Genomic DNA, 19175 nt, shown 5'->3' with positions numbered 1-19175 from the left:
CGTCCTGTCTCCATCTTTGAAAGCTCTTATCAGCCTATTCCGCCCGCAAGGCCTGTGTCGGCTCAATCGAAGCTGCCCTTCGTGCAGGCAAATAACTCGCCAGCAGTGCCGCGATCAACAGGGCCGCCGCTGCACAGCCAATGGCCAACGTCCCGCTCGCCAGCACACCGCCGAGATCTCTGCCCCGCGTATGACTGTATCGATAAGCACGCTGACCACAACGCGACGTAGTGCCAGACTTCCCAAAGCCCCTATGCCCAAACCAATCAGCGTCAACGTAATGCCGCGCCGCAAGACCAGCAGGAGAATCAACCCGCGTCCCGCGCCCACAGCCATACGAACGCCGATCTCCCGTGTCCGCATACCCACCTGATAACTCAGCAGGCCGAACAGTCCCACCATCGTCAATAGCAGCGCAAAACCTGCGAAGCCGCCTGCCATCCACGAGAAGAACCGCGGGGCTGCCACTTCCTTGTCCACAAAGCTCTGCATCTTGGCGAACTTGCCTACCGGCACCTCGGGATCGGCATCATGCAGAGCATGCGCTACGTCTGTAGCAATCGGCATATCTCCCGCTACGCGAATCACAAACGAGGTTGGGAACCAACCGTTGATCGCCTTCATGGTCGCGTCATCCACCTGCGCAAACGGCTCATACATCGTCGGCCGGATCGGACCAGCGAGCGCCCGGTCATGCGAATCAGCAACCACGCCTACAATCTCTCGCGGCTGGCCGTCTTCCCTGACCACATATTCGCCAATCGGCGACTGACCATGCCACCACAACTGCGCCATTGCCTCATTCACCAGCGCTACCGGAGCGCCATTCGCGCGGTCGCCCATCGTCACATCCCGCCCTGTCAACAGCGGCGTTCCTACGGCGTGAAAGAACCCGGGCGTCACAAATCTGATATCAATGTTGCGGCTCAGCTCCTTGCCTCCTTTCACCGGCCAGCCGTCGTTGTTCAATCCGCTATCCAAAGGCAGCCCGTTGACTGCCCCCACCTGCGCGACTCCTGGAATCTTTCGCAGACCATCTTCAACGCGGCCAATGAACTGCGCAGTCGGCAACGTGCTCGCATACTTGTCGCCCTTCAGGTATACCTGCAACACGTCCAGCCGCTTCGCCACGACACCTGTTGGAATCGAGCGCATGTTGAGAAAACTCCCTAGCAGCAAGGCTCCGGCGGAGAGCAGCATCGTTGCCAACGCCACCTGCCCAATCATCAGCAGTCTTCCGGTCTTGTGCGTGGATACCGGGGTGCCCGATGCATGGCCGCCTCCCAGCGACCCCGTCACATCATGGCGCAACAATCCCATCGCAGGCAGTAACCCAAACACCAGCGCCGTCCCGCATCCCACCGCCAGGGCAAACCACAGCATTCCCCAGATACCGATCGTTGTTGTAGCGCCCGGATTCAAACGTGGTAGCGCGATTGGCGAGATGACATGCATCAACATCCTGAGGCCACGCGCCATACCTACAGCTCCAGCGGACCCCGCAATCGCCACCAATAAGCTCTCTATCATCAGCAGCCGAGTGACGTTCCCACGCGACGCTCCCAGCGCCATCCGCACAGCTACTTCGCGTTGCCGCCCAAACGCTCGCGCAGTCATCAATCCCGCCAGGTTCAGGCACGCTACCAGCAGCACCATCACCACGGCAGCCATCAGGCTCAACAGACTCGTCCGCGCGCCGCTGACGACGATATCCCGCAAGGGCCACACATGTTGCTCCAGCAGCGCGTGTCCCTTCGGATACCAATGCCAGAAGTACGGATATTGCTCATAGATCACCGGGGTCAGCGTCTTCAACTCTGCCTGCGCCTGCTCCAGCGATATACCGGGTTTCAACCGGGCCACCATCATGAAGTTGGTGCCATCGTATCCTGCGACTGCCGGCCCCAGCCGCAACGGCTGCCAAAGGTCCGGCGACTCTGCCGTGACAAATGACTCGGGCATCACTCCTATCACGGTGTACACATCGCCATTGACCTCGACCGTGCGCCCCACCGCATTCGCATCAGAATTCAGCGCGGTCTTCCAGAGTCCGTAACTCAACACCGCGAGCGGCGCGCCTCCCAGCTGGTCTTCTTCCCGCGTGAACCATCGCCCCAGCATGGGGGCCACTCCCAGCGTGGGCAGATATCCAGAGGACACGCGCAGCGAGCGGATAGATCGCGGCTTGCCGTTGCCAAGCGAAAAGTTCGCACCCAGCGCGCTATCGTCTGCCACGCCCATACTGGCGAAGCTCTTGCTGTGTGCCAGTAAAAAGTCCGCCGTCTGGCCAGTCTGTTCCGCATTCGGCTCTTCCTGCGGGAACGTAAATGCGACTCCTACCAGCCGTCCCTGATCGGGATATGGCAGCGGCTGCAACAATACTTCGCTCACGACGCTGTACATCGCCGTCGTCGCGCCAATTCCCAGAGCCAGCATCAATACCGATGTCAGCGCGAATCCCGGCGATCGGCGCAGTTGGCGCAGCGCATATCGCACATCCTGCATCCATTGGCTCATTTGCCCTCCTGCGCTACGCTTGTATCTCCGCCAAGAGCCGATTAAGTTCTCCCTCGGCCACTACCTTGCCGTCGAACAGATGAATCTGCCGCTCCGCGTGAGCAGCGAACCGCGGATCGTGCGTCACCATGCAGATCGTCGCACCCTCTTCGTGCAACTCCTGCAACAGCTTCATCACTGCTTCGCCGTTCTTCGAGTCGAGATTTCCCGTTGGCTCGTCGGCAAGAAGGATCGAAGGGGAGCCAGCCAGCGCACGTGCCACAGCGACTCTTTGCTGCTGGCCGCCGGAGAGTTGTGCCGGATAGTGCCGCATGCGGTGCGCCATATGGACACGCTCCAAAGATTCCTGCACCCGCCGCTTTCGTTCGGCAGCGGGCATTCCTGCCCGATACGTCAGCGGCAGTTCGACATTCTCCGCAACCGTGAGATCACCGATCAGATTGAAGCTCTGAAAGATGAACCCTATCTCCTGATTTCGAATGCGCGAACGGTCGGCGAAATTTAAATTCGCGACTTCTTTTCCGTTCAGCGTGTACCGCCCACTGGTCGGTGTGTCCAGCAGCCCGATGATGGAGAGCAGCGTAGATTTTCCGCAACCGGATGGGCCCGACATCGCCACATACTCTCCACGGTTGATGTTCAGGTGGACACCGGAGAGCGCATGCGTCTCGATCTCATCGGTATAAAAAACCTTCGTCAAATCCTCGATCTCGATAATGTTTTCCGCCATTCCATCTCTCCTATTTCAGAAATCAGTCCAGCCGAATTCGATCCGTACCATCCCAGCGGCTCATGTCCGAGAGGATGACCGTATCCCCTGCCTGCAATCCTTCAATCACCTGAATACTGTTCACCGAAGCGCGACCTACCTTGACCGGGACCTGTACCGCTGTCTTTCCGTCAGCGCTCAGTTTGAAGAGGCTGATGGTGCTGTTCTCGTTTCCGAACGCCGGCCGGCCAACATAAAGCACGTCCTTCATCCTCTCCAGATCGATGGTTCCATCGACGCTCAGGTCCGGTCTCGCTCCTTGCGGCAGAGCACCAGCCAGTTCTACGTCCACTGTCACAGTTCCGTTCAATACCGCCGGATCGATTCGCATCACGGTGCCATCAATCACCCCGTTGTGCGTGTCGATCTCCGCGGGCTGCCCGATTTGAATATCGCGTGCCTGGGTCTCGGCGATCTTCAGGCTGGCCTTGAGCTGGTCGGGTTGTACCACCTTGGCCAGCGTTGTCCCTGCCGTCACGTGCTCACCCACCTGATGATCGAGCTCGACCAGCACGCCGCTAATTCCAGCACGAACGCTCAGCGCATCGAGCTGCTTTTGCTTCAATGCCAGCAGCGCCTTTGCCTGATCGACCTTCGTCTGCTGCACGGAGAGCTGCGTCTCGATTGCCTTCTCATTCAGCGTCAGACGCTGCTTCTCCAGATCGTTGCGCGTCACCAACTCATCGGCCTTGCCCTTCGACGCGCTATACGTCAATCCGCTGATCACTCCCAGGTCATAGAGCGACTTATCTGTCTTCGCCTGCAACTGCGCCTGGCTATAGTCCGCATTCACGGTAGCGCCTGCGGCTTTCTGATCCATCAGGTCGCTCTCTACCTTTGCCCGCGTGTTGATGTAGTCCGCCTCTGCGCCCTTCAACTGCAATTGCGCATCGAGCAGCTCCTGCTGCAGGGTTGGATCCACCAGATCCATCAGCACGGTGTCCGGCTGCACCTTGGCTCCAGGCAGCACGCGAATCCGGACCACGGTGGCTTCGGTCTCGGCGGGAATCAAACGAATCTTGTCTTCGCGAGGGACCAGCGTTCCCGGACCACGGACCTGTCGCAGCAACGGCCCGCGCTTCACGGTGTCCGTCCAGACCGTCGCACGTTCTACCTCGGGAGCAGCCGGCTTCAGCCGCGTTACAAAGAACGCAGCAGCACCCACCACTAACACTACGCATGCGGCAGTAACCCACTGCCTGCGCAACCTCTTCTGCTTGATATCAGGTCTGGAGATATCCATGACGCATGACAGAATTGCACATGGAAGGCCAATCAATCTCAATTATTTTCAGGCACTTGAGACAACTAACCCAAGCTCGACTGTCCACAACCGCAAAGAGGTGTCCATATATGGACACCTCTTTGCGGTTGTGCGGTTGTGGAGCGAAGATACGCGAAGATACGCTAATCCATCTCAGCAGAGTTCCGCATTTTTGTTAGCGGCTAGCGCTCGGAAGCTTCCAGGCAAAGAGAACTCCGCCGCCGCTGGTCAGAACATATTGATCGCCATCGAGCTTGTAGGTGATCGGAGAGCTGGCGATATAAGCTCCAGCTCCCGCATGCCATAACGTCTTCCCGGTAGCTGTATCGAGTGCGAGGAAGTTTCCATGAGCATCGCCGGTGAAGGTGAGGCCGGAATCTGTCGTCAAAACTCCCGCACCTGCTCCGCCAGGGCCAAGTTCATGGCTCCAGCGAATTTTTCCGGTTTGGTAGTCAATCGCCTCGAGGACACCTTTGCCCCACAGGCCGTAGTCCGCACCGGCCCATCCGTAGGTGCCGTCCGCGGGTTTGGCGAAGTAGAGGCTCCAGCTTGGGTGCGCGTCCACGAGGAACAAGCCAGTCTTCGGATCGAAGCTGGGTGAACGGAAGTTGGTCAATCCACCTTCATCAGGCGCAATCAGAACACCGTCCGGGGAGGGCTCCTTCTTGGGATTGGGAATGGGGCGGCCAGTCTCGTCTATCTTCGACGCCCAGTTCACTGGCCCAAAGGGAACTGTCAGCAGGTTCTTACCGTTGGTTCGATCCAACACAAAGAAGTAGCCGTTGCGAGAGGCCTGCATCAGCATCTTTCGCTTCTGGCCGTGAAAGGTTCCGTCCACCAGCACGGGTATTTCGACGGCATCCCAATCGTGGGTGTCGTGCGGCGAGGGCTGGAACGCCCACACAAGCTTGCCGGTATCAGGATTCAAAGCGACGATGCTGCAGGTGTAGAGGTTATCGCCGGGTCGCGTCGAGCCGGTAAGAACCGGCGTCGGGTTGCCTGTTCCCCAATAGATGAGATTCAACTCCGGATCGTAGCTTCCGGACATCCATGTCGTGCCACCGGTAGCGGTATTCGGCGTACCTGCAGGAGCAGTTACATCAAATTGCCATTGTGTCTTGCCCGTCTCCGGATCGACTGCCCGGATGAAGGTCTGGAGATTGTCCATATCGCCGCCTACGCCGACGATCACATGGTTACCTACGATCTGCGGCGCTTCTGTCGACCAGTATCCCTTCTCAACGTCGGCCACTTGTACGATCCAGCGCACCGTTCCGTCTTTGGCGTTCAAAGAGACAAGGTGTGCGTCGGGAGTAGCAAAGTAGAGCCAATCCTTATAGATCGCTACGCCGCGCTGGCCGATGTGATCGCCCTTATTGGGAGGATAGGTGTAGTGCCACAGTTGCTGGCCGGAGCGTGCATCCACCGCCCAGACGTTGTCGGGAATCGTGAAGTACAGCACTCCATTGACCAGCAACGGAGAAGATTTGATAGTGCCGCTGCGTTCCGTCTGAAAGGCCCACGCCAGCGTCAGTTGATTCACATTCGCGGGAGTAATCTGCGTCAGCTTGCTGTGACGCCTGCCAGTGTAATCGCCGTGATAGCTGGGCCAACTGTCAGCCGGCGGATGAAGCAACATGGACGCATCGACATTCTGTGCCATGAGTGAGCAAGGAAAAGCGCCCAAGGTCAATACGCCTATCGCCACAGCAAATGCATTCTTCAGGAACTTCATATCGGCAGATCATCTCCTCTGTCAGTGCGTCATGCAGCGCGGATGAAATCAACGCAGCGTTTGCAGATAAGCCATCAGGTTATGGATGTCAGCATCGGTGTATTTGTCGAAGAGCTCGACGTGCGCGTCCACCGGCGAGTCAACGTGGAACTTCACATTCCTGGTCTTCCAGGAGTGATAGGTGCCGCTCTCGTCACGCATGCCGATAACGAACTCATCCTGATACACCAGCGTTCCAGCCAATTTTTCTCCAGAAGGAAGGGTCACAACTACTTTGCTCTTCGCCCCATGCGGATAGAGCATCCGCATCTCCAACTGAAGTCCCTCATACCGTTTGGCGATTCCGGCCAGATCTCCCGTTGCGGAATGGCACTTCGCGCAGGTGCCTGCACCATTGAAGTACTTCTCGCCCAACGCTGCATTGCCAGTCTGCAGATCGGAGACATCAACACCGCGGCGGCCGCCCTTCATCGACGACGCCTTTTTCTCCTGTGAGTGAACGAAGGCTGCAATACTCGATACTTCCTGACTGGAGAAATTGAACGCAGGCATCTTCTTCTCGGGCCGCCCGTCGCGCACGACCTCCGAGATCTTGTCGCCTCCAACATCAGCGAGCACGAGCTTCGAACGAGTCAGGTCCGGACCGGTCTCGCCGCCCATCGCGTCGCGACCGTGACAGAAGGCGCAGTTCTGTTGAAACAGGGATTTGCCCGCTTCAACCAAGCCCGAAGAATGAACCGCAGAAGAGTTACCGTTTACATCCGATGCCGCATCGGAGACGGTCATGGCGGGAGTGCTCAGATAATGCACCAGCGCCGTCAGCTCCTCTCCCTGCACCTTCGGAAACGCGGGCATGCGTCCCCTGCCCGTATGAATCAGAGTCATGATCTGCTGGTCAGTCATCTGGTGTTGAATACCCACCAGCGGCGGAAATGCCGGCAGAATACCTTCACGCTGCTCGCCGTGACAGATGGCACAGTGGTTCGCATAGGCAGTGGCGCCCGGCTTCGCTGAACCGGTTGCATCCTGCGATTGGGCCGCAGGCTGAACGCTTGAAGCGGCATAGACAGATATGGGCCTTGCCTGAAACAGAAAGAACCCGGCTCCTGCGGCTAAAAGTAGTGCATACCGAAATCTCTGCATAGATAGTTAACTCTCATCCAACTGAGGTAGATCGTACTCAAACGCGGCGACGATAAAGCCTAGACTGAGTACTTAATCAACTGCATGAACCCATAATCCATATGGAGCTGCTGATGGCAGTGCATCAACGTGTCACCTGGATTATTGGCAACGAACTCTACTTCCACCGTATCGAGCGGCATGACGTTGATGACATCTTTCATCAATCCGCTGATCTTCGTCTTGCCGATACGGGTTACTTCAAAGGTGTGCCGGTGCAGGTGCATCGGATGTTGGTCGCCGCTGCCATTGCGAAATACCAGACGGTATCGCTTGCCCTGCTGGACCATCAGAGGATCGATGTCGGGCCACGACCTCTTGTTGATCGTCCAGGTATCGAACTTGGAGCCTGGCTTAGGACCGAAGTCGCGGAAGGTGAGTTCAAAGATCTCATCCGGTGTATGCGGCGATGCGGACGCGTTGGCAAACTGCGTGTAGTCCCATATCTCTGGGGCAGGATCTGTCCACATCGGCGTGCCTGTCTTTCCCGCATACTCAATGACGATGCCAAGGCCCATCTCACGCTCTTTGGCTAGCGTAGAGCCCAGTACCCAGACACCCGGCGAGTTCATCTCGACAATCGCGTCGACGCGCTCTGCCACGGCCAGCGAAAGCACTTCGACCGATTTCGGGTTCGGCACGGGATTGCCGTCCATTGCCATGATGGTGAACTTGTGGCCCGGCAACGCCAACACGACATTCTCTGTCGCACTCGCGTTCAGAAGCCGCATCAGAACGCGTTCACCGTGTTTGACGCGGATGGGTTCGCCCGCACCAAGCCGGTGCGAGTTGATGGTGGCGTACTTATATCCGACATCCGACCCGGTGGTCAGCGGCATGTTGGACGACTGCTCACGCATCGTCTCCACCATAGGCACAAACGAAGGCCCCCAGTGATGGATGGCGAGATTGATCTCTTTGTCATAGCGCGCAGGCTGCTCGCGACCTTCGATCAGAAGAAAGCCGAACTGCCCGGTATAGGTGCCCATCGCAAGATTGTCGTACGCAGCAGCGTGTGTGTGATACCAGCGCGTGCCTGAAGGCTTTGGCGTAAACGAGTAGCGGTGCGTCTCGCCCACGGCAATCATCGGCGATCCCTCTTCCATCGCGCCGTCGTTCAGCGAATCGATGGCGAGACCATGCCAGTGGACCAGATCCGCATTCTGAGAGGAGTTGGTCACGTCGATGGTGACGGGCACGCCCTCGCGCAACCGCAGGAGCGGTCCGGGGACCTGCCCGTTGTATGCGAGTGTCTGAATGTTGACGCCGGGGCTGATCTCCAGCGTACAAGGCTCAATGCGGATGGCGTGATCTGCCTTCCCTGCGAAAGAAGACTTATCCTGCTTCACCTGCGAAGGAAGTGCGGCATAAAGTGATCTGCTCGCCAGCAACGCGCCTGCTGACGAGATAAAGCTTCTACGATTCATTGATTTTCGGCCCTGTCATTTTGTAGAGCATTTTAAATAATTGCAATCTGCGCTTGAACAAGAGCACGAGTCCGTTCTAGTCCCCCATGCGGGGGCTAAATTCTCTCCTGATGAAACCCTTCATTCAGGATGTGGACTTCCCTGGCGTGATGCTGCAACTCTATCCAAGTGACGGTAACCACTCTAAACCACAGAGTGATCTCTTTGCACCTCGGCAAGCGCTCTCATTTCGAATTTTATTGAAGCTAAAAGGAGATACGGCATCAAAAACTTGCATTCATGCGCACAGCGAAGCTACGTGCCGGCCCGATTGCATTGCCGGAGAAAAGGCCGCCAAAATCGATGACATTGAGACGATTATTCAAATTATCTCCATCGATTTGAAAGCGCATTTTAACCCTCTCACTGCGATAAATGTCAGCTCCCAGAGAGGCATTCACCGCTAGCAAGGGGAGAATGCGTCCGCGGTCGAAGTTGATACGACTGATGACCTCCGGACCATATTGAGCCAACGCGTCAGCTTCGTCGCCGGTGTATTCAAACGGCAGACCGGAACCATAGGACGCCCCGGCAGCAACGTCAACCCGCGGCATAAGCTGATACCTAAATCTCGTCCTGAGCGTATTTCGCTGGTCCTGCGAGTCAGGAAAGTGGCCGCTCAATTGAGAGAGCGCATTGCTCACATCGTCGCCGAGAAATAGTCCTCCGGTAACCGGAAACCAGACGTTTCCTACCATGTAGGAATAGCTGACAAAGCCGGTCAATTTCTGCAGCCGAACCAGATCGAGCTTTCCTTCGGCTCCATAGATGACCGATTTATCGAATGCAATGGGATAGCTGACACCGGTATTGAGAAGCTGGTCATCGTCGGCGTAGTTCCTCACATCGCGGCGATAGAAATTGACATCGACGCGCATGCGGGTGGAGACATCCTGGGTGATGCCGCCCTCGTAATAATTCCCTCTCGATGGCTGCACCGGCAGCCGCAAAAACTGGTCGCTGAGTGCGTCAATCTGAGGCGAGCTGGAGATGAGGATATTTTCAAACGACGGCGTTTGATAGATGCGGTCGTAAGAGGCGTGCAGCACCATCTTAAGCGATGGCAGATAGCGTCCCACCGTAAGTCGGGGACTGAACGCATTCTGATTCAGAAGAAGCTGGTAGTGGTCCCATCGCAAACCTGCGCTGACCGTCCAGTTGCCCAGTCGAATCAGATCTTCGACAAACGCCGACTGCTCAAGATCGGGGCGCTGGGCCGCGAAGTTCAGCGTCTGCGGCGTATCGTCATCGAACTGGTCAGGGTCGGTGATGAAGTAATTGAACTTCTCGTGCAGAAAGGTATTGTCCGACTCTATCCCGGCCTTGAACTCGTGTCGGCCATGATGAAGCGAAAAGGTGCTCTTGAAATATCCTTCTCTAAAATAATTGTGCTGAAAGGCGATGATTGGCGTTGAATTGGCGTTCGAGTAGAGATTGTTTGCATTGTCCCGCACCATTCCGGCCAGCGTGCCCAGGCTGTCGGGGGAAAAGATGTGCTGATAGTTCACCGTGCCGATGGTCTCGAAGTTATCCCCATTTTGAATCTGCCCGGCCTGCTGCTGAACAAGCTCATTGGGAATGAGAAAGCGCGAAAACTCGTGGCGCACGCTGAAGATCAGTCGATCGTTCTCGGTAAGATCGCGCTCATACCTGGTTGAAAAATCTCCAATCGTTCCCTTGTTGGTGTAGTTCTCGGGGACCACAGGATTCAGGTAGTGGCTGGTCATACTTCCGGCAGCACTCACATCCACAGCATTCTTTCCCCACACATCCTGCATCTGTCCGTATGAGGTAGCCGTGTCATAACTTCCACCGGAGAGAACCAGTTGCCCATGCACCCCGGAGGCAGTCTGCCGATGCGTATTCAACTCGACCACGCCCCCCATCTTCCTGCCATACTCCGCAGGGTAGCCCGCGGTATAAATTCGGATCGAATCCAGATCGTCGGCCTCCACCTCGGGGCCGAAGCTTGGTGAGCGATTGTCCGTCAGCGGAATTCCATCCACGACAAACTGGGTCTGATACTCCGAGCCGCGCGGATGTAGAACGGCATTTCCTTCGTACAGCCATCCGGGCTGCGAATTGACCAGATCCTGCACCGACCGTCCAGGCAACGACGACAGCCGTTCGCTGATCTGCTTCGCTCCGATCTGCATCTCCGATCCAGGCTGATAAGGATCGATCATGGTGTCCATATCCGTTACATCGACCTTCGTAACTAGTGACGCAATGCTGAGCTGAACCGTGTCTTCGACCGGCAACGCGGAGCGCACCTGCAACGTACTCGAAGACACGGTAAATCCCGGCTTCTGCACCTCTACCCGATAGATGCCATAGGGAACCTCTTCGACCGCAAGCGTACCCGAGCCATTGGTGACAAACGATTTGTCGTAGTCGTTGGCCTCTGAGACCAGTCGCACCGCAGCCTTAACCACGACGCCGGAAGGATCGGTCACCTTCAGGCGCACCTCGCCGTAATTCACCTGTCCCCACACAGGCATCGCGCCCAAAAGCAGAAGTCCACAAAAGGCCTTCATCCTCGCTGAAAGAAGGACTACGCCAAAACGGCTGAATCTACCTCGATTTAATTCGATTTTGTGCATCGCAAAAAGTCTATTTGAAAATGGCTCTTTCTTGATTTCACGCCGCGGGAAATCACGTTCTTCTTCCTCGCAGGAATATGCGAAAGTGGAGTATGCCCCATGCAACCCAGAAACGAGCGTTGGGCTTTGCAGCCTGCACCCTGGCAAGTTCATTCTGGGGCTGCGGCTTCTTCTTCGGCAAGATCGCCCTGGCCGAGATGAACTTCGCCCACATGGTGCTCTACCGGTTCCTGTTCGCGATGGTCCCGCTCGCTCCCCTGCTCGCCACGCATCGCCCGCACCTCAACCGCAAGGAGTGGGGAGTCCTGTTTGCAGCCTCTTTTCTCGGCGTGCCGCTGCAGTTTCTATTGCAATTCTATGGCCTCTCCATGACCACAGTCAGCCACGCTGCGCTGATGGTCGGCACTATGCCCGTCATTCTGGCCGTAGGCGCTACGATCTTCGCTCATGAACGCATGGATCGTACCGGCTGGATCGCCATGGCCGCCTCTACTTGCGGAGCCGCACTGATCGCTCTTGGCGGCCGCCACGCAGGCAGCTCATCGCTGGCGGGCGACCTTCTCATCGTCGCCTCCCTCTTCATCGCTCTCTTCTGGATCCTCTTCAACAAGCAGCTCATGGAGCGCCACTCTCACATCGTCATCACGACCTATGGACTGGCACTGGGCACGGCGATGCTGTTGGTCTGGGTACCTTTGCAGTATGGCCTGCCGCCAGTGGCGCACATCTCGTTGAAGGTATGGCTGGCTCTAGCTGGCAGTGGACTGCTCTGCACTGCCACCACGACACTGCTGTGGAACTGGGGGCTGACCCAGGTTCCGGCATCGCAGGCGGGCGTTCTGCTCAACATGGAGCCGCTGATCGGCAGCCTGCTTGGCGTGATTGTGCTCGGCGAGCATCTCGGCCCCGACGCCTGGACCGGGGGCGCGCTTATCCTCGGCGCAGCGATTCTGCTGACAACCCGCTCGCGAACTCGTGTACGCGAACAGTTGCCCGTATAAGCGCTATATAACGCCATTAGAACGGCGCCTAAGTCACCGAAGGTTGCTCTTTGTCCGCGCTGGCTCTACCGCCAGTCGTCACGGGGCTGCGTCTGATCGGCAAAGACAGTATCGAAGCTGTCCGTCTTCTTGATCAGGATGTCGCCTTGGATAACCGGCTGATGCAGCAATACCGCCTGTAAGCGAACCAGCTCGAGCATCGCCAGAAACATGCAGATCAGCGCTCGCTCCGTATGCGTGTTATGGAGCAGACGTCGCAGGCTTACTGGCTTGTCCTCCATCATCAGGCGGCGCTTCACATAATCGATCATCTGCGCCACTGTCACCGATTCCTCGTTGACATTCAGGATGGGGCGCTCTCGCAGGCGGCTCAGGATATCCTGGAACACTCGCACAAGATCCACCGTATCGGCTGCGATCTCGCGATCCGCATTGGCGGTCTCTTTGAACTCGCGCATCCCCGGATTCGTCCAGGTCGCCTCTTCGATCTGCTGCTTCTGCATCAGCATCTGCGCCGCGGCTTTGAAGCGCTCGTGCTCCAGCAGCCGCTCCACCAACTCGCGACGCGGGTCTTCCGCATCGCCACCCAATACATCGCTGGGGTCGCGCGGCAAGAGCATCTTCGACTTAATGTGAATCAGCAGCGAGGCCATGTAGATAAACTCGCCCGCCGAGTCCACGTCGGTCTGCTTCAACTGGTGGGTGTAGTCCAGAAACTGGCTGGTAATCCGCGCAATGGGGATGTCGTAGATGTCGATATTCTGCTTGCGAATCAGGTCGAGCAGAAGATCGAGCGGCCCGTCGTAGACCTGCCCTACGGTCACTGAGAACGGCGACTGCGAAGCCTCTTCCTTGGCCGCAGAGGGCCGCTTCGGCTCGGGCGGCGGCGGCGGGACCGGCTTCGGCTGCAGCTCAAACGGCTCATGGGCCTCTGGAGCAGGAGAAGAGGCAGCAGCATCTTTCTCCTCGACCGACTCATTCGGTTCGGGGTTCTCAATGGATTCCGGAATTGGGGTCTCGTCTGGCATGGGGAGGTCTTTAGTTGCCAATGATGTCATATTCTGCCTCGGTATCTGTAATGTCGATAGCGGCAGAGTCAGGAAGTTGCAGCACGTATCGGCCTTCTACGCGTGCTACCTCAAAATTAATGTTGTTCTTGCCAGCCGCTTTTTTAGCAGATGTCCATGGAGCGACATACAGCTTTTGCGGAATCACGAAATCGCGAATCTGCAAGTCTTCCTGCCAGCAGAGAAGCACAAGGATCTCGTACGACTTCGGCTTGACCGAGAAAGCCCACGACTCTTCGCCTGCATTTTGAGTCGCCACCGCCACAAAGACACGACGGTTATTGAGCGTAAGCCAGACGCCTTCGGTGTCCTGCTTGAGCGCCGTCCCGACTGGAACAATATTCTTCCGCCACACTTCACGCAGGTTTCTGCTTAAAAGTGCAGGGGCAAGTCCCCACCAGTCTTTGAAGTCGGCAAGGTCACGAATATCTTTCTGGTCCTCAGGCCGCGTTGCCGACCTATCCATACGAACACCGGAACGGTCACGAGAGAGACCCGTGGCCGCGCGCAGGGCGACCATCGTCTGCTCCGCCCGCGCAGCGGCACGAACCGCGCCTTGATCGAGCACCTCCCATACCTTGTCCGGGTTCTCCTCAAGCTCCTGGCGGCGTTGCCGTATGGGATGAAGATGCCGGTTAATTGAGTTGGCCGCGGCAAACTTGCACTCATCGCAACGAATGGTCGCCGTCCGGCACCCTGTCGTAATGTGTTCGAGCACTATGGGTTCACTAAAGAGGCGGTGCATATCGCCGACCGGGCAGATGTCCGGATCGCCCGGGTCATGCTGGGTTGGCCGCTGGCCGCCATTGCTCATCCCCTGAAGCTTGACGTGCACATCGCCATCGAGCTCAGACAGCAGAATGCTATTGCCATAGCTCTTGGACATCTTGCGTCCATCCGTACCCGGCAGCTTAGGCGAAGGAGTCAGCAGCACCTCGGGCTCAGGAAGAAGCAGATAGTTGGGATCAGGCTCAACGGCTGCAGATGAACCGTTTCCTCCCGGCACAATCCGCTTCGGGCTGTAGAAGTGGTTGAAGCGTCGCGCCACTTCGCGGGTGAGCTCCACATGTGCGACCTGGTCCTGCCCTACAGGCACAAAATCCGGCTGGTAAACAAGAATGTCGGCAGACTGCAGCAGAGGGTATCCGAGAAACCCGTAGGTGGCCAGGTCTTTCTCGCGAAGCTGCTCCTGCTGGTCTTTATAGGTAGGCACACGCTCCAGCCAGCTTACCGGGGTAATCATGCTCAGCAACAGATGAAGCTCGGCGTGCTGGGGGACATGCGACTGCACAAAAATAGTGCAAAGCTTAGGATCAAGTCCTGCGGAGAGAAAATCGAGCGCGATCTCGAAGATATTCTGCTTAAGCTGGCTGGGATCGGCATAGTCGGTCGTCAGTGCGTGGTAGTCCGCGATGAAGAAGTAGCACTCATATTCATGCTGGAGCTTGACCCAGTTGTAGAGCGCGCCCATGTAGTTGCCGAGATGCAACCGGCCCGTGGGACGCATACCGCTGAGGACGCGGCGGCGCGGCGTGTTCGATGTATTTTCAGTCATTGCGATCAAAACCAAGGTTACATGATGAGGCAGCGAAGGAGGCAGAGCCGGGGCTGAAGAACTCCACGCAGCAAAACTGCGAGATCAGAGCGCGAAGAGAAGGTGATTGAAAACGCCCACAAGAGGGTAGATGAACATATTGAAGATAATGCCCCCTCCAATAAGAAATAGGATAATCAATCCAATCATGCCCATTCTGTCGTACAGTTGCACCGCGCGATAAGGCAAGAAGTGTCGCAGAATATGACTTCCATCCAATGGGGGGACTGGGATTAGGTTGAAAACAAACAGCAAGAGATTGATAAATATGACGTAATAAAGGAACAAAGCCACGGGAAACAAAGTCGGAAGATTCGCCGTAGAGATTCCTTTGATATTCGAGGCCAGCGCTACCGCTGTCGCCACTGCGGCTAAGCCACCCGCAATGACATGCTTGAGGATAATCAGCAGCACCAGAGCCACCGTAGCCATGGCAAGATTGCTGGCTGGCCCGGCGAGCGTCACCAGGATGTCGTCCCTCCTGTAGTTCTTGAAGTTGCGCGCCGTCACCGGCGTAGGCTTGGCCCAGCCGATCAGCGGCCAGTGATAGACCAGCGCCAGCAGCGGCATAAACACAGAGCCCAATGGGTCCAGATGTTTCAGCGGGTTGAGCGTCACCCGCCCCAGCATCCTGCCCGTCGGATCGCCCAGCTTCCACGCCACCCAGGCATGCGCACACTCATGCACGCTGAAGGCAAGCACAAGAACAACTACTTGAAAAAGAACAAGAACAACTTCCTGATTCATACCTCTAGCTTATCGGAGACAACGGTGCCGCGTTGCATCAAGCGGTTCGCAGGCGCGTCTCTGTAAGCACCTCGGCGATAACCTGATCGTCCACCCCATGCTTGCGAAGGCTCTCCGTCAATGCCTGCGCTTGCGACTGATCGAGCCGCTCAAGGTCCTTACGCAGACCTTCGCCGATATAAGCTCGCATGAGAGGCTGATACCCCGAAAATCCCAGCGTCGGAGCAATCTCCTTCATATCTTCGATAACGCTTTCAGGCATTCGAATGCTGATGGTCGTCATGGGACGGCCTTTTGTCATGCGTTCGAGAATGCGTTCAGATGTCGTCTTCATACTGTCTCCTTTCCTGGCTTGTAGCTGTGCGTGCCGAGATAATCCGAATGGAATTTCCCTCGACGACTAGATGAACGACGACTAATAGACGTCGCGCAATCGTGACGCCGATTGCAGCTTCCCGCATTTCATCGCCCTCGGTGGCGTCAACGGACAGGTACAAGGGATCGAAAAATACTTCGCACGCCTCTTCGAAGGTCACTGCGTGTTTCACACTGTTTGTCCGCGCTTTCTCGGCGTTCCAGACAAAGCGGAGCCCACGATGGAGGTAAATCACATCCATGAAATATGTATATACGTTGCGTATACGAAGATCAAGATATTACGAAGAAGGCTTCGTCTTCTCACGCTTCACGCGTGCGGGAATTCCTACGGAGACGCTGGACGGAGGTACATCGCGCGTCGCTACCGCCATTGCGCCCAGCATCGCGTCTTCGCCAACCTTGGCCCCTGCAAGCACAGTCCCGTGGTAGGTAACCCGCGCTCGCGGGCCAAGCTCCGTCGGCTTATTAGTCACGTCGGCCTGCTTGTTGATGTCGTGCGTATGGCTGTAGATGTTGGCATAGTCCGAGACACTGGTGCCTTCATGCAGAACAAGGCCGCCCCGGTCGTCGAGCATCACGTTCTTGTGGATCGTGCAGTTGTCTTCGATGGTCAGGTTGTAGCCGAAGGTAAATTCGACGTTGTGAAAGATCTTCACATGCTTGCCGAGATGCTTGAAGATATGCCGTCCTAGCATGCAGCGAAAGCGAAAGCCCAGCCAGTGATTGAGCCCCAGCGGTGATCGATCGAACATCTGCCAGAACCAGATGAGCGGCTTGCGCACAGCGTACTGCTCGGCATCGACGTCACCGTAGTATTCCGGCTCCAGCGTGACATTACGCGGGTCGAAAGACTCTGCCAGAACGCTGGTCGCAAGCTCGATCGTGAGTGTGGATTGTTTGTGAGCGCCATGAATCCGGCCAAGATAGAGCTGATACAGCTCATCGCGAACGATCTCGGAGCGACGATCGACCGACTGACAGCGCGTAAAATCCTCGTTGAGCTGTGCGAGCCACTTGAGATAGGTCGCCTCTGCCTCAGGAGTGGGTTTGAGTTCGCGATAAGTCTGAACGGTCATTGAGTCGCTCCCTTGTTCTCAAAACTTATTCGATGGCAAAAATCGCCGTGACGGTGGCCGACTTCTCAATCTCTCGCGGGTTGATGGCCAGCGGTTGAACTTTTTCCATCGCTGGGGAAGCAGCCATGGCCCGCATCATCATGGGGCGAATCGGGCTTGCCTGCACTTCATTGCTAGCGTAGAGCAGCACGCCAAGTTTGGCATTGAGGCTCTGTGCCATCTGTTCCGCCTGGGAGCGAGCTCGTTGCAGGGCCTTCGCCGCGGCCTGGGCCTCGGGAGCATTCTCGTCCTTGAAGCTCCAATCGATCTGCCCGCTCTGGTTGGCACCTGCCTTGACGGCGAGGTCGAGAACCTTGGCGGCATTGTCGGCACTGGTTCGGACGGTCCAACTCTGCGTCACCTGGAACTGGCGCTGGGCCTTCTCGGCATCCGACAGCTTTTCCACCTGATAATTCTGCACCGGGGTGACCGACTGGTTCTCGCTCTCGATGGAGGACGAAGGAATTCCGGCATCGGTCAGCGCTTTGATGATGGCGTTCGACGTCTTTGATCCATTGGCGTAGGCAGCATCGCTATCCGGACCATAGGCGATGAACCCGACATGAACGGTGGCGATATCCGCCAAGGCAGTTACCTTATCGGTCGCCGTGACAGAGATCGTGCGGTTCTCCCTGCTGACCTGAATCGTCTGCGCGGAGGCGGCAATAGCTGCGCTGCAAAGTGCGATGGCGGTAACACGAAAGATATTCATTCTTCATCTCCTTTAGAGCCGATCAGATCGGCCATGGTGAGCTTGTGTTTCGGCTTGGCTGCGAGCTTCTGTTTCGGATCGGGGAGAACCCGCTCGGGCGGCGGCGTACCAACGCGAGCCCGAGCATTCGCCTTGACCGCCTTGACTTTGGAAAAAACCTGCTTTTTCGCCTTGCTCATTTCGGCACCTGCGGGCTGCAAAGCCCACACCGATTATGCAATACTCTCTTCGCAAGGGCAGCATGGCGGTCTATTGCAGCGAAGTAACCGTCCCGACCCCGACGAGGTGCCCGATGGAAGAGCGAGACTTTTTCGATGAACGGCCAGAACAGCGTACGCATATGATGACCTGTCCCCATTGCGGACAGCAGGACGAATATCAACTGAGCTGGCTGGTACGGCGTAAAAAAAGCCAACTGCCGCGAGGAGCCGACGACCGCGATCGCGCGCGTTTTGCCAAGGCGCAGAGCTACATGGTACGGCGCGACGACATGGTGGGTTGCAAAAACGTACGCTGCCGAAAACGGTTCGATGTGGCCGGAATTCAGTCAGTCGCGTTTATCTAAATTTTGCTGCCTTTACGAATGAATAGACATTCATATATGCTTCGGCTGTGCGTGGGGCAAGTTTCTTTTCCCTCACAACTTCAGTAGCCGAATGCTGTGATTTAATGGATGGGTCGTTAAAGGCAACACAACCCTTGAACTGGAACAGACGCAGGAGACGAACACGCTGATGGCTAACACCTTGCTGCCCGTGGAAGAGCGAAATCTGACACCCGATCAGGTCGAACAACTGGATAGGCGCCGCCGTCGCGGTCAGCTTTTTCTGACCATCTGCCTGCAATGCACCATCGTGGCATGCCTGGTAACGCTTTGGGCCGGGCAGGATTGGACGCTCTCACCGGGATGGCATCATCCTATGGTGTACTGGGATGCAATTATGTTCGCCGCAGCGATCTTCTTTGGCGTCGCCGGTGTTCGTCTGCGCCGCGGCAGCACGGAGTTCATCAGCTATTAGCTGTTG

The 19175-nt window shown here is 56.8% G+C and carries 18 protein-coding genes; 3 read left to right on the top strand and 15 right to left on the bottom strand.

The window, feature by feature from the left end; all coding sequences use genetic code 11:
• Nucleotides 1-114: 114 nt before the first annotated feature.
• From IEW09_RS17735 to IEW09_RS17705, 7 genes are all read right to left on the bottom strand, one after another.
• The gene (locus tag IEW09_RS17735; RefSeq protein WP_188555589.1) at nucleotides 115-2517 is read right to left on the bottom strand and encodes an ABC transporter permease; all 2403 of its coding nucleotides are present in this window, start codon (nucleotides 2515-2517) and stop codon (nucleotides 115-117) included.
• Between the two features lie 13 nt (nucleotides 2518-2530).
• Nucleotides 2531-3247, bottom strand: a complete 717-nt coding sequence (locus IEW09_RS17730; protein ID WP_188555588.1) for an ABC transporter ATP-binding protein — start codon at nucleotides 3245-3247, stop codon at nucleotides 2531-2533.
• Between the two features lie 22 nt (nucleotides 3248-3269).
• On the bottom strand, nucleotides 3270-4529 hold the full coding sequence (locus IEW09_RS17725) for an efflux RND transporter periplasmic adaptor subunit (RefSeq protein ID WP_188555587.1): 1260 nt from the start codon (nucleotides 4527-4529) through the stop codon (nucleotides 3270-3272).
• A gap of 196 nt (nucleotides 4530-4725) precedes the next feature.
• Nucleotides 4726-6285 carry an acido-empty-quinoprotein group A gene (locus IEW09_RS17720; protein WP_188555586.1) on the bottom strand — a complete coding sequence of 520 codons (1560 nt, stop codon included), beginning with the start codon at nucleotides 6283-6285 and terminating at the stop codon, nucleotides 4726-4728.
• 48 nt (nucleotides 6286-6333) lie between these two features.
• Nucleotides 6334-7428 (bottom strand): c-type cytochrome, encoded by a 1095-nt coding sequence (locus IEW09_RS17715; protein WP_188555585.1) that lies wholly within the window; start codon nucleotides 7426-7428, stop codon nucleotides 6334-6336.
• A gap of 59 nt (nucleotides 7429-7487) precedes the next feature.
• Nucleotides 7488-8894 (bottom strand): multicopper oxidase family protein, encoded by a 1407-nt coding sequence (locus IEW09_RS17710; RefSeq protein ID WP_188555584.1) that lies wholly within the window; start codon nucleotides 8892-8894, stop codon nucleotides 7488-7490.
• Nucleotides 8895-9157: 263 nt separating this feature from the next.
• A complete protein-coding gene (locus IEW09_RS17705; protein WP_188555583.1) occupies nucleotides 9158-11470 on the bottom strand; it encodes a TonB-dependent receptor in 2313 nt (770 codons plus the stop codon).
• Nucleotides 11471-11628: 158 nt separating this feature from the next.
• On the opposite strand from IEW09_RS17705, the gene IEW09_RS17700 reads away from it, so the two are divergent.
• The gene (locus IEW09_RS17700) at nucleotides 11629-12537 is read left to right on the top strand and encodes a DMT family transporter (protein ID WP_188555582.1); all 909 of its coding nucleotides are present in this window, start codon (nucleotides 11629-11631) and stop codon (nucleotides 12535-12537) included.
• Nucleotides 12538-12602: 65 nt separating this feature from the next.
• Here the strand turns inward: IEW09_RS17700 and IEW09_RS17695 are convergent, their stop codons facing one another.
• From IEW09_RS17695 to IEW09_RS17660, 8 genes are all read right to left on the bottom strand, one after another.
• Nucleotides 12603-13565 carry a segregation and condensation protein A gene (locus IEW09_RS17695; RefSeq protein ID WP_188555581.1) on the bottom strand — a complete coding sequence of 321 codons (963 nt, stop codon included), beginning with the start codon at nucleotides 13563-13565 and terminating at the stop codon, nucleotides 12603-12605.
• A gap of 10 nt (nucleotides 13566-13575) precedes the next feature.
• Nucleotides 13576-15159 carry a tryptophan--tRNA ligase gene (gene trpS / locus IEW09_RS17690; protein ID WP_188555580.1) on the bottom strand — a complete coding sequence of 528 codons (1584 nt, stop codon included), beginning with the start codon at nucleotides 15157-15159 and terminating at the stop codon, nucleotides 13576-13578.
• 84 nt (nucleotides 15160-15243) lie between these two features.
• On the bottom strand, nucleotides 15244-15945 hold the full coding sequence (locus tag IEW09_RS17685) for a site-2 protease family protein (protein ID WP_188555579.1): 702 nt from the start codon (nucleotides 15943-15945) through the stop codon (nucleotides 15244-15246).
• Nucleotides 15946-15982: 37 nt separating this feature from the next.
• On the bottom strand, nucleotides 15983-16279 hold the full coding sequence (locus IEW09_RS17680) for a hypothetical protein (protein ID WP_188555578.1): 297 nt from the start codon (nucleotides 16277-16279) through the stop codon (nucleotides 15983-15985).
• A complete protein-coding gene (locus IEW09_RS17675) occupies nucleotides 16263-16562 on the bottom strand; it encodes a BrnT family toxin (protein WP_188555577.1) in 300 nt (99 codons plus the stop codon). Before IEW09_RS17675 ends, IEW09_RS17680 begins: the two co-directional genes overlap by 17 nt.
• 39 nt (nucleotides 16563-16601) lie before the next feature.
• Nucleotides 16602-17399, bottom strand: coding sequence for an acyltransferase (locus tag IEW09_RS17670; protein WP_188555576.1), 798 nt, complete (start codon nucleotides 17397-17399; stop codon nucleotides 16602-16604).
• 25 nt (nucleotides 17400-17424) lie between these two features.
• A complete protein-coding gene (locus IEW09_RS17665; protein ID WP_188555575.1) occupies nucleotides 17425-18150 on the bottom strand; it encodes an SIMPL domain-containing protein in 726 nt (241 codons plus the stop codon).
• A complete protein-coding gene (locus tag IEW09_RS17660; RefSeq protein ID WP_188555574.1) occupies nucleotides 18147-18329 on the bottom strand; it encodes a hypothetical protein in 183 nt (60 codons plus the stop codon). Before IEW09_RS17660 ends, IEW09_RS17665 begins: the two co-directional genes overlap by 4 nt.
• A gap of 113 nt (nucleotides 18330-18442) precedes the next feature.
• Between IEW09_RS17660 and IEW09_RS17655 the strand changes: the two genes are divergently transcribed.
• Together IEW09_RS17655 and IEW09_RS17650 are read left to right on the top strand one after the other, a co-directional pair.
• A complete protein-coding gene (locus tag IEW09_RS17655) occupies nucleotides 18443-18715 on the top strand; it encodes a hypothetical protein (RefSeq protein WP_188555573.1) in 273 nt (90 codons plus the stop codon).
• A 169-nt stretch (nucleotides 18716-18884) separates the two neighbouring features.
• On the top strand, nucleotides 18885-19169 hold the full coding sequence (locus tag IEW09_RS17650) for a hypothetical protein (protein ID WP_188555572.1): 285 nt from the start codon (nucleotides 18885-18887) through the stop codon (nucleotides 19167-19169).
• Nucleotides 19170-19175 lie beyond the last annotated feature (6 nt).

This window comes from Edaphobacter dinghuensis (assembly GCF_014640335.1).
Lineage (GTDB): Bacteria > Acidobacteriota > Terriglobia > Terriglobales > Acidobacteriaceae > Edaphobacter > Edaphobacter dinghuensis.
Note: the sequence above shows the minus strand (reverse complement) of the source record. Positions and strands in the feature narration are given on the sequence as shown.

Excerpts from the sequence above, each read along its gene's own strand:
- IEW09_RS17660 (WP_188555574.1), bottom strand. The coding sequence starts at position 18,329 with ATGAGCAAGGCGAAAAAGCAGGTTTTTTCCAAAGTCAAGGCGGTCAAG.
- IEW09_RS17675 (WP_188555577.1), bottom strand. The coding sequence starts at position 16,562 with ATGGATGTGATTTACCTCCATCGTGGGCTCCGCTTTGTCTGGAACGCC.
- IEW09_RS17695 (WP_188555581.1), bottom strand. The coding sequence starts at position 13,565 with ATGCCAGACGAGACCCCAATTCCGGAATCCATTGAGAACCCCGAACCG.
- IEW09_RS17725 (WP_188555587.1), bottom strand. The coding sequence starts at position 4,529 with ATGGATATCTCCAGACCTGATATCAAGCAGAAGAGGTTGCGCAGGCAG.
- IEW09_RS17700 (WP_188555582.1), top strand. The coding sequence starts at position 11,629 with ATGCCCCATGCAACCCAGAAACGAGCGTTGGGCTTTGCAGCCTGCACC.
- IEW09_RS17650 (WP_188555572.1), top strand. The coding sequence starts at position 18,885 with ATGGCTAACACCTTGCTGCCCGTGGAAGAGCGAAATCTGACACCCGAT.
- IEW09_RS17685 (WP_188555579.1), bottom strand. The coding sequence starts at position 15,945 with ATGAATCAGGAAGTTGTTCTTGTTCTTTTTCAAGTAGTTGTTCTTGTG.
- IEW09_RS17720 (WP_188555586.1), bottom strand. The coding sequence starts at position 6,285 with ATGAAGTTCCTGAAGAATGCATTTGCTGTGGCGATAGGCGTATTGACC.
- IEW09_RS17670 (WP_188555576.1), bottom strand. The coding sequence starts at position 17,399 with ATGACCGTTCAGACTTATCGCGAACTCAAACCCACTCCTGAGGCAGAG.
- IEW09_RS17665 (WP_188555575.1), bottom strand. The coding sequence starts at position 18,150 with ATGAATATCTTTCGTGTTACCGCCATCGCACTTTGCAGCGCAGCTATT.
- IEW09_RS17655 (WP_188555573.1), top strand. The coding sequence starts at position 18,443 with ATGGAAGAGCGAGACTTTTTCGATGAACGGCCAGAACAGCGTACGCAT.
- IEW09_RS17715 (WP_188555585.1), bottom strand. The coding sequence starts at position 7,428 with ATGCAGAGATTTCGGTATGCACTACTTTTAGCCGCAGGAGCCGGGTTC.
- trpS (WP_188555580.1), bottom strand. The coding sequence starts at position 15,159 with ATGACTGAAAATACATCGAACACGCCGCGCCGCCGCGTCCTCAGCGGT.
- IEW09_RS17730 (WP_188555588.1), bottom strand. The coding sequence starts at position 3,247 with ATGGCGGAAAACATTATCGAGATCGAGGATTTGACGAAGGTTTTTTAT.
- IEW09_RS17735 (WP_188555589.1), bottom strand. The coding sequence starts at position 2,517 with ATGAGCCAATGGATGCAGGATGTGCGATATGCGCTGCGCCAACTGCGC.
- IEW09_RS17705 (WP_188555583.1), bottom strand. The coding sequence starts at position 11,470 with ATGAAGGCCTTTTGTGGACTTCTGCTTTTGGGCGCGATGCCTGTGTGG.
- IEW09_RS17710 (WP_188555584.1), bottom strand. The coding sequence starts at position 8,894 with ATGAATCGTAGAAGCTTTATCTCGTCAGCAGGCGCGTTGCTGGCGAGC.
- IEW09_RS17680 (WP_188555578.1), bottom strand. The coding sequence starts at position 16,279 with ATGAAGACGACATCTGAACGCATTCTCGAACGCATGACAAAAGGCCGT.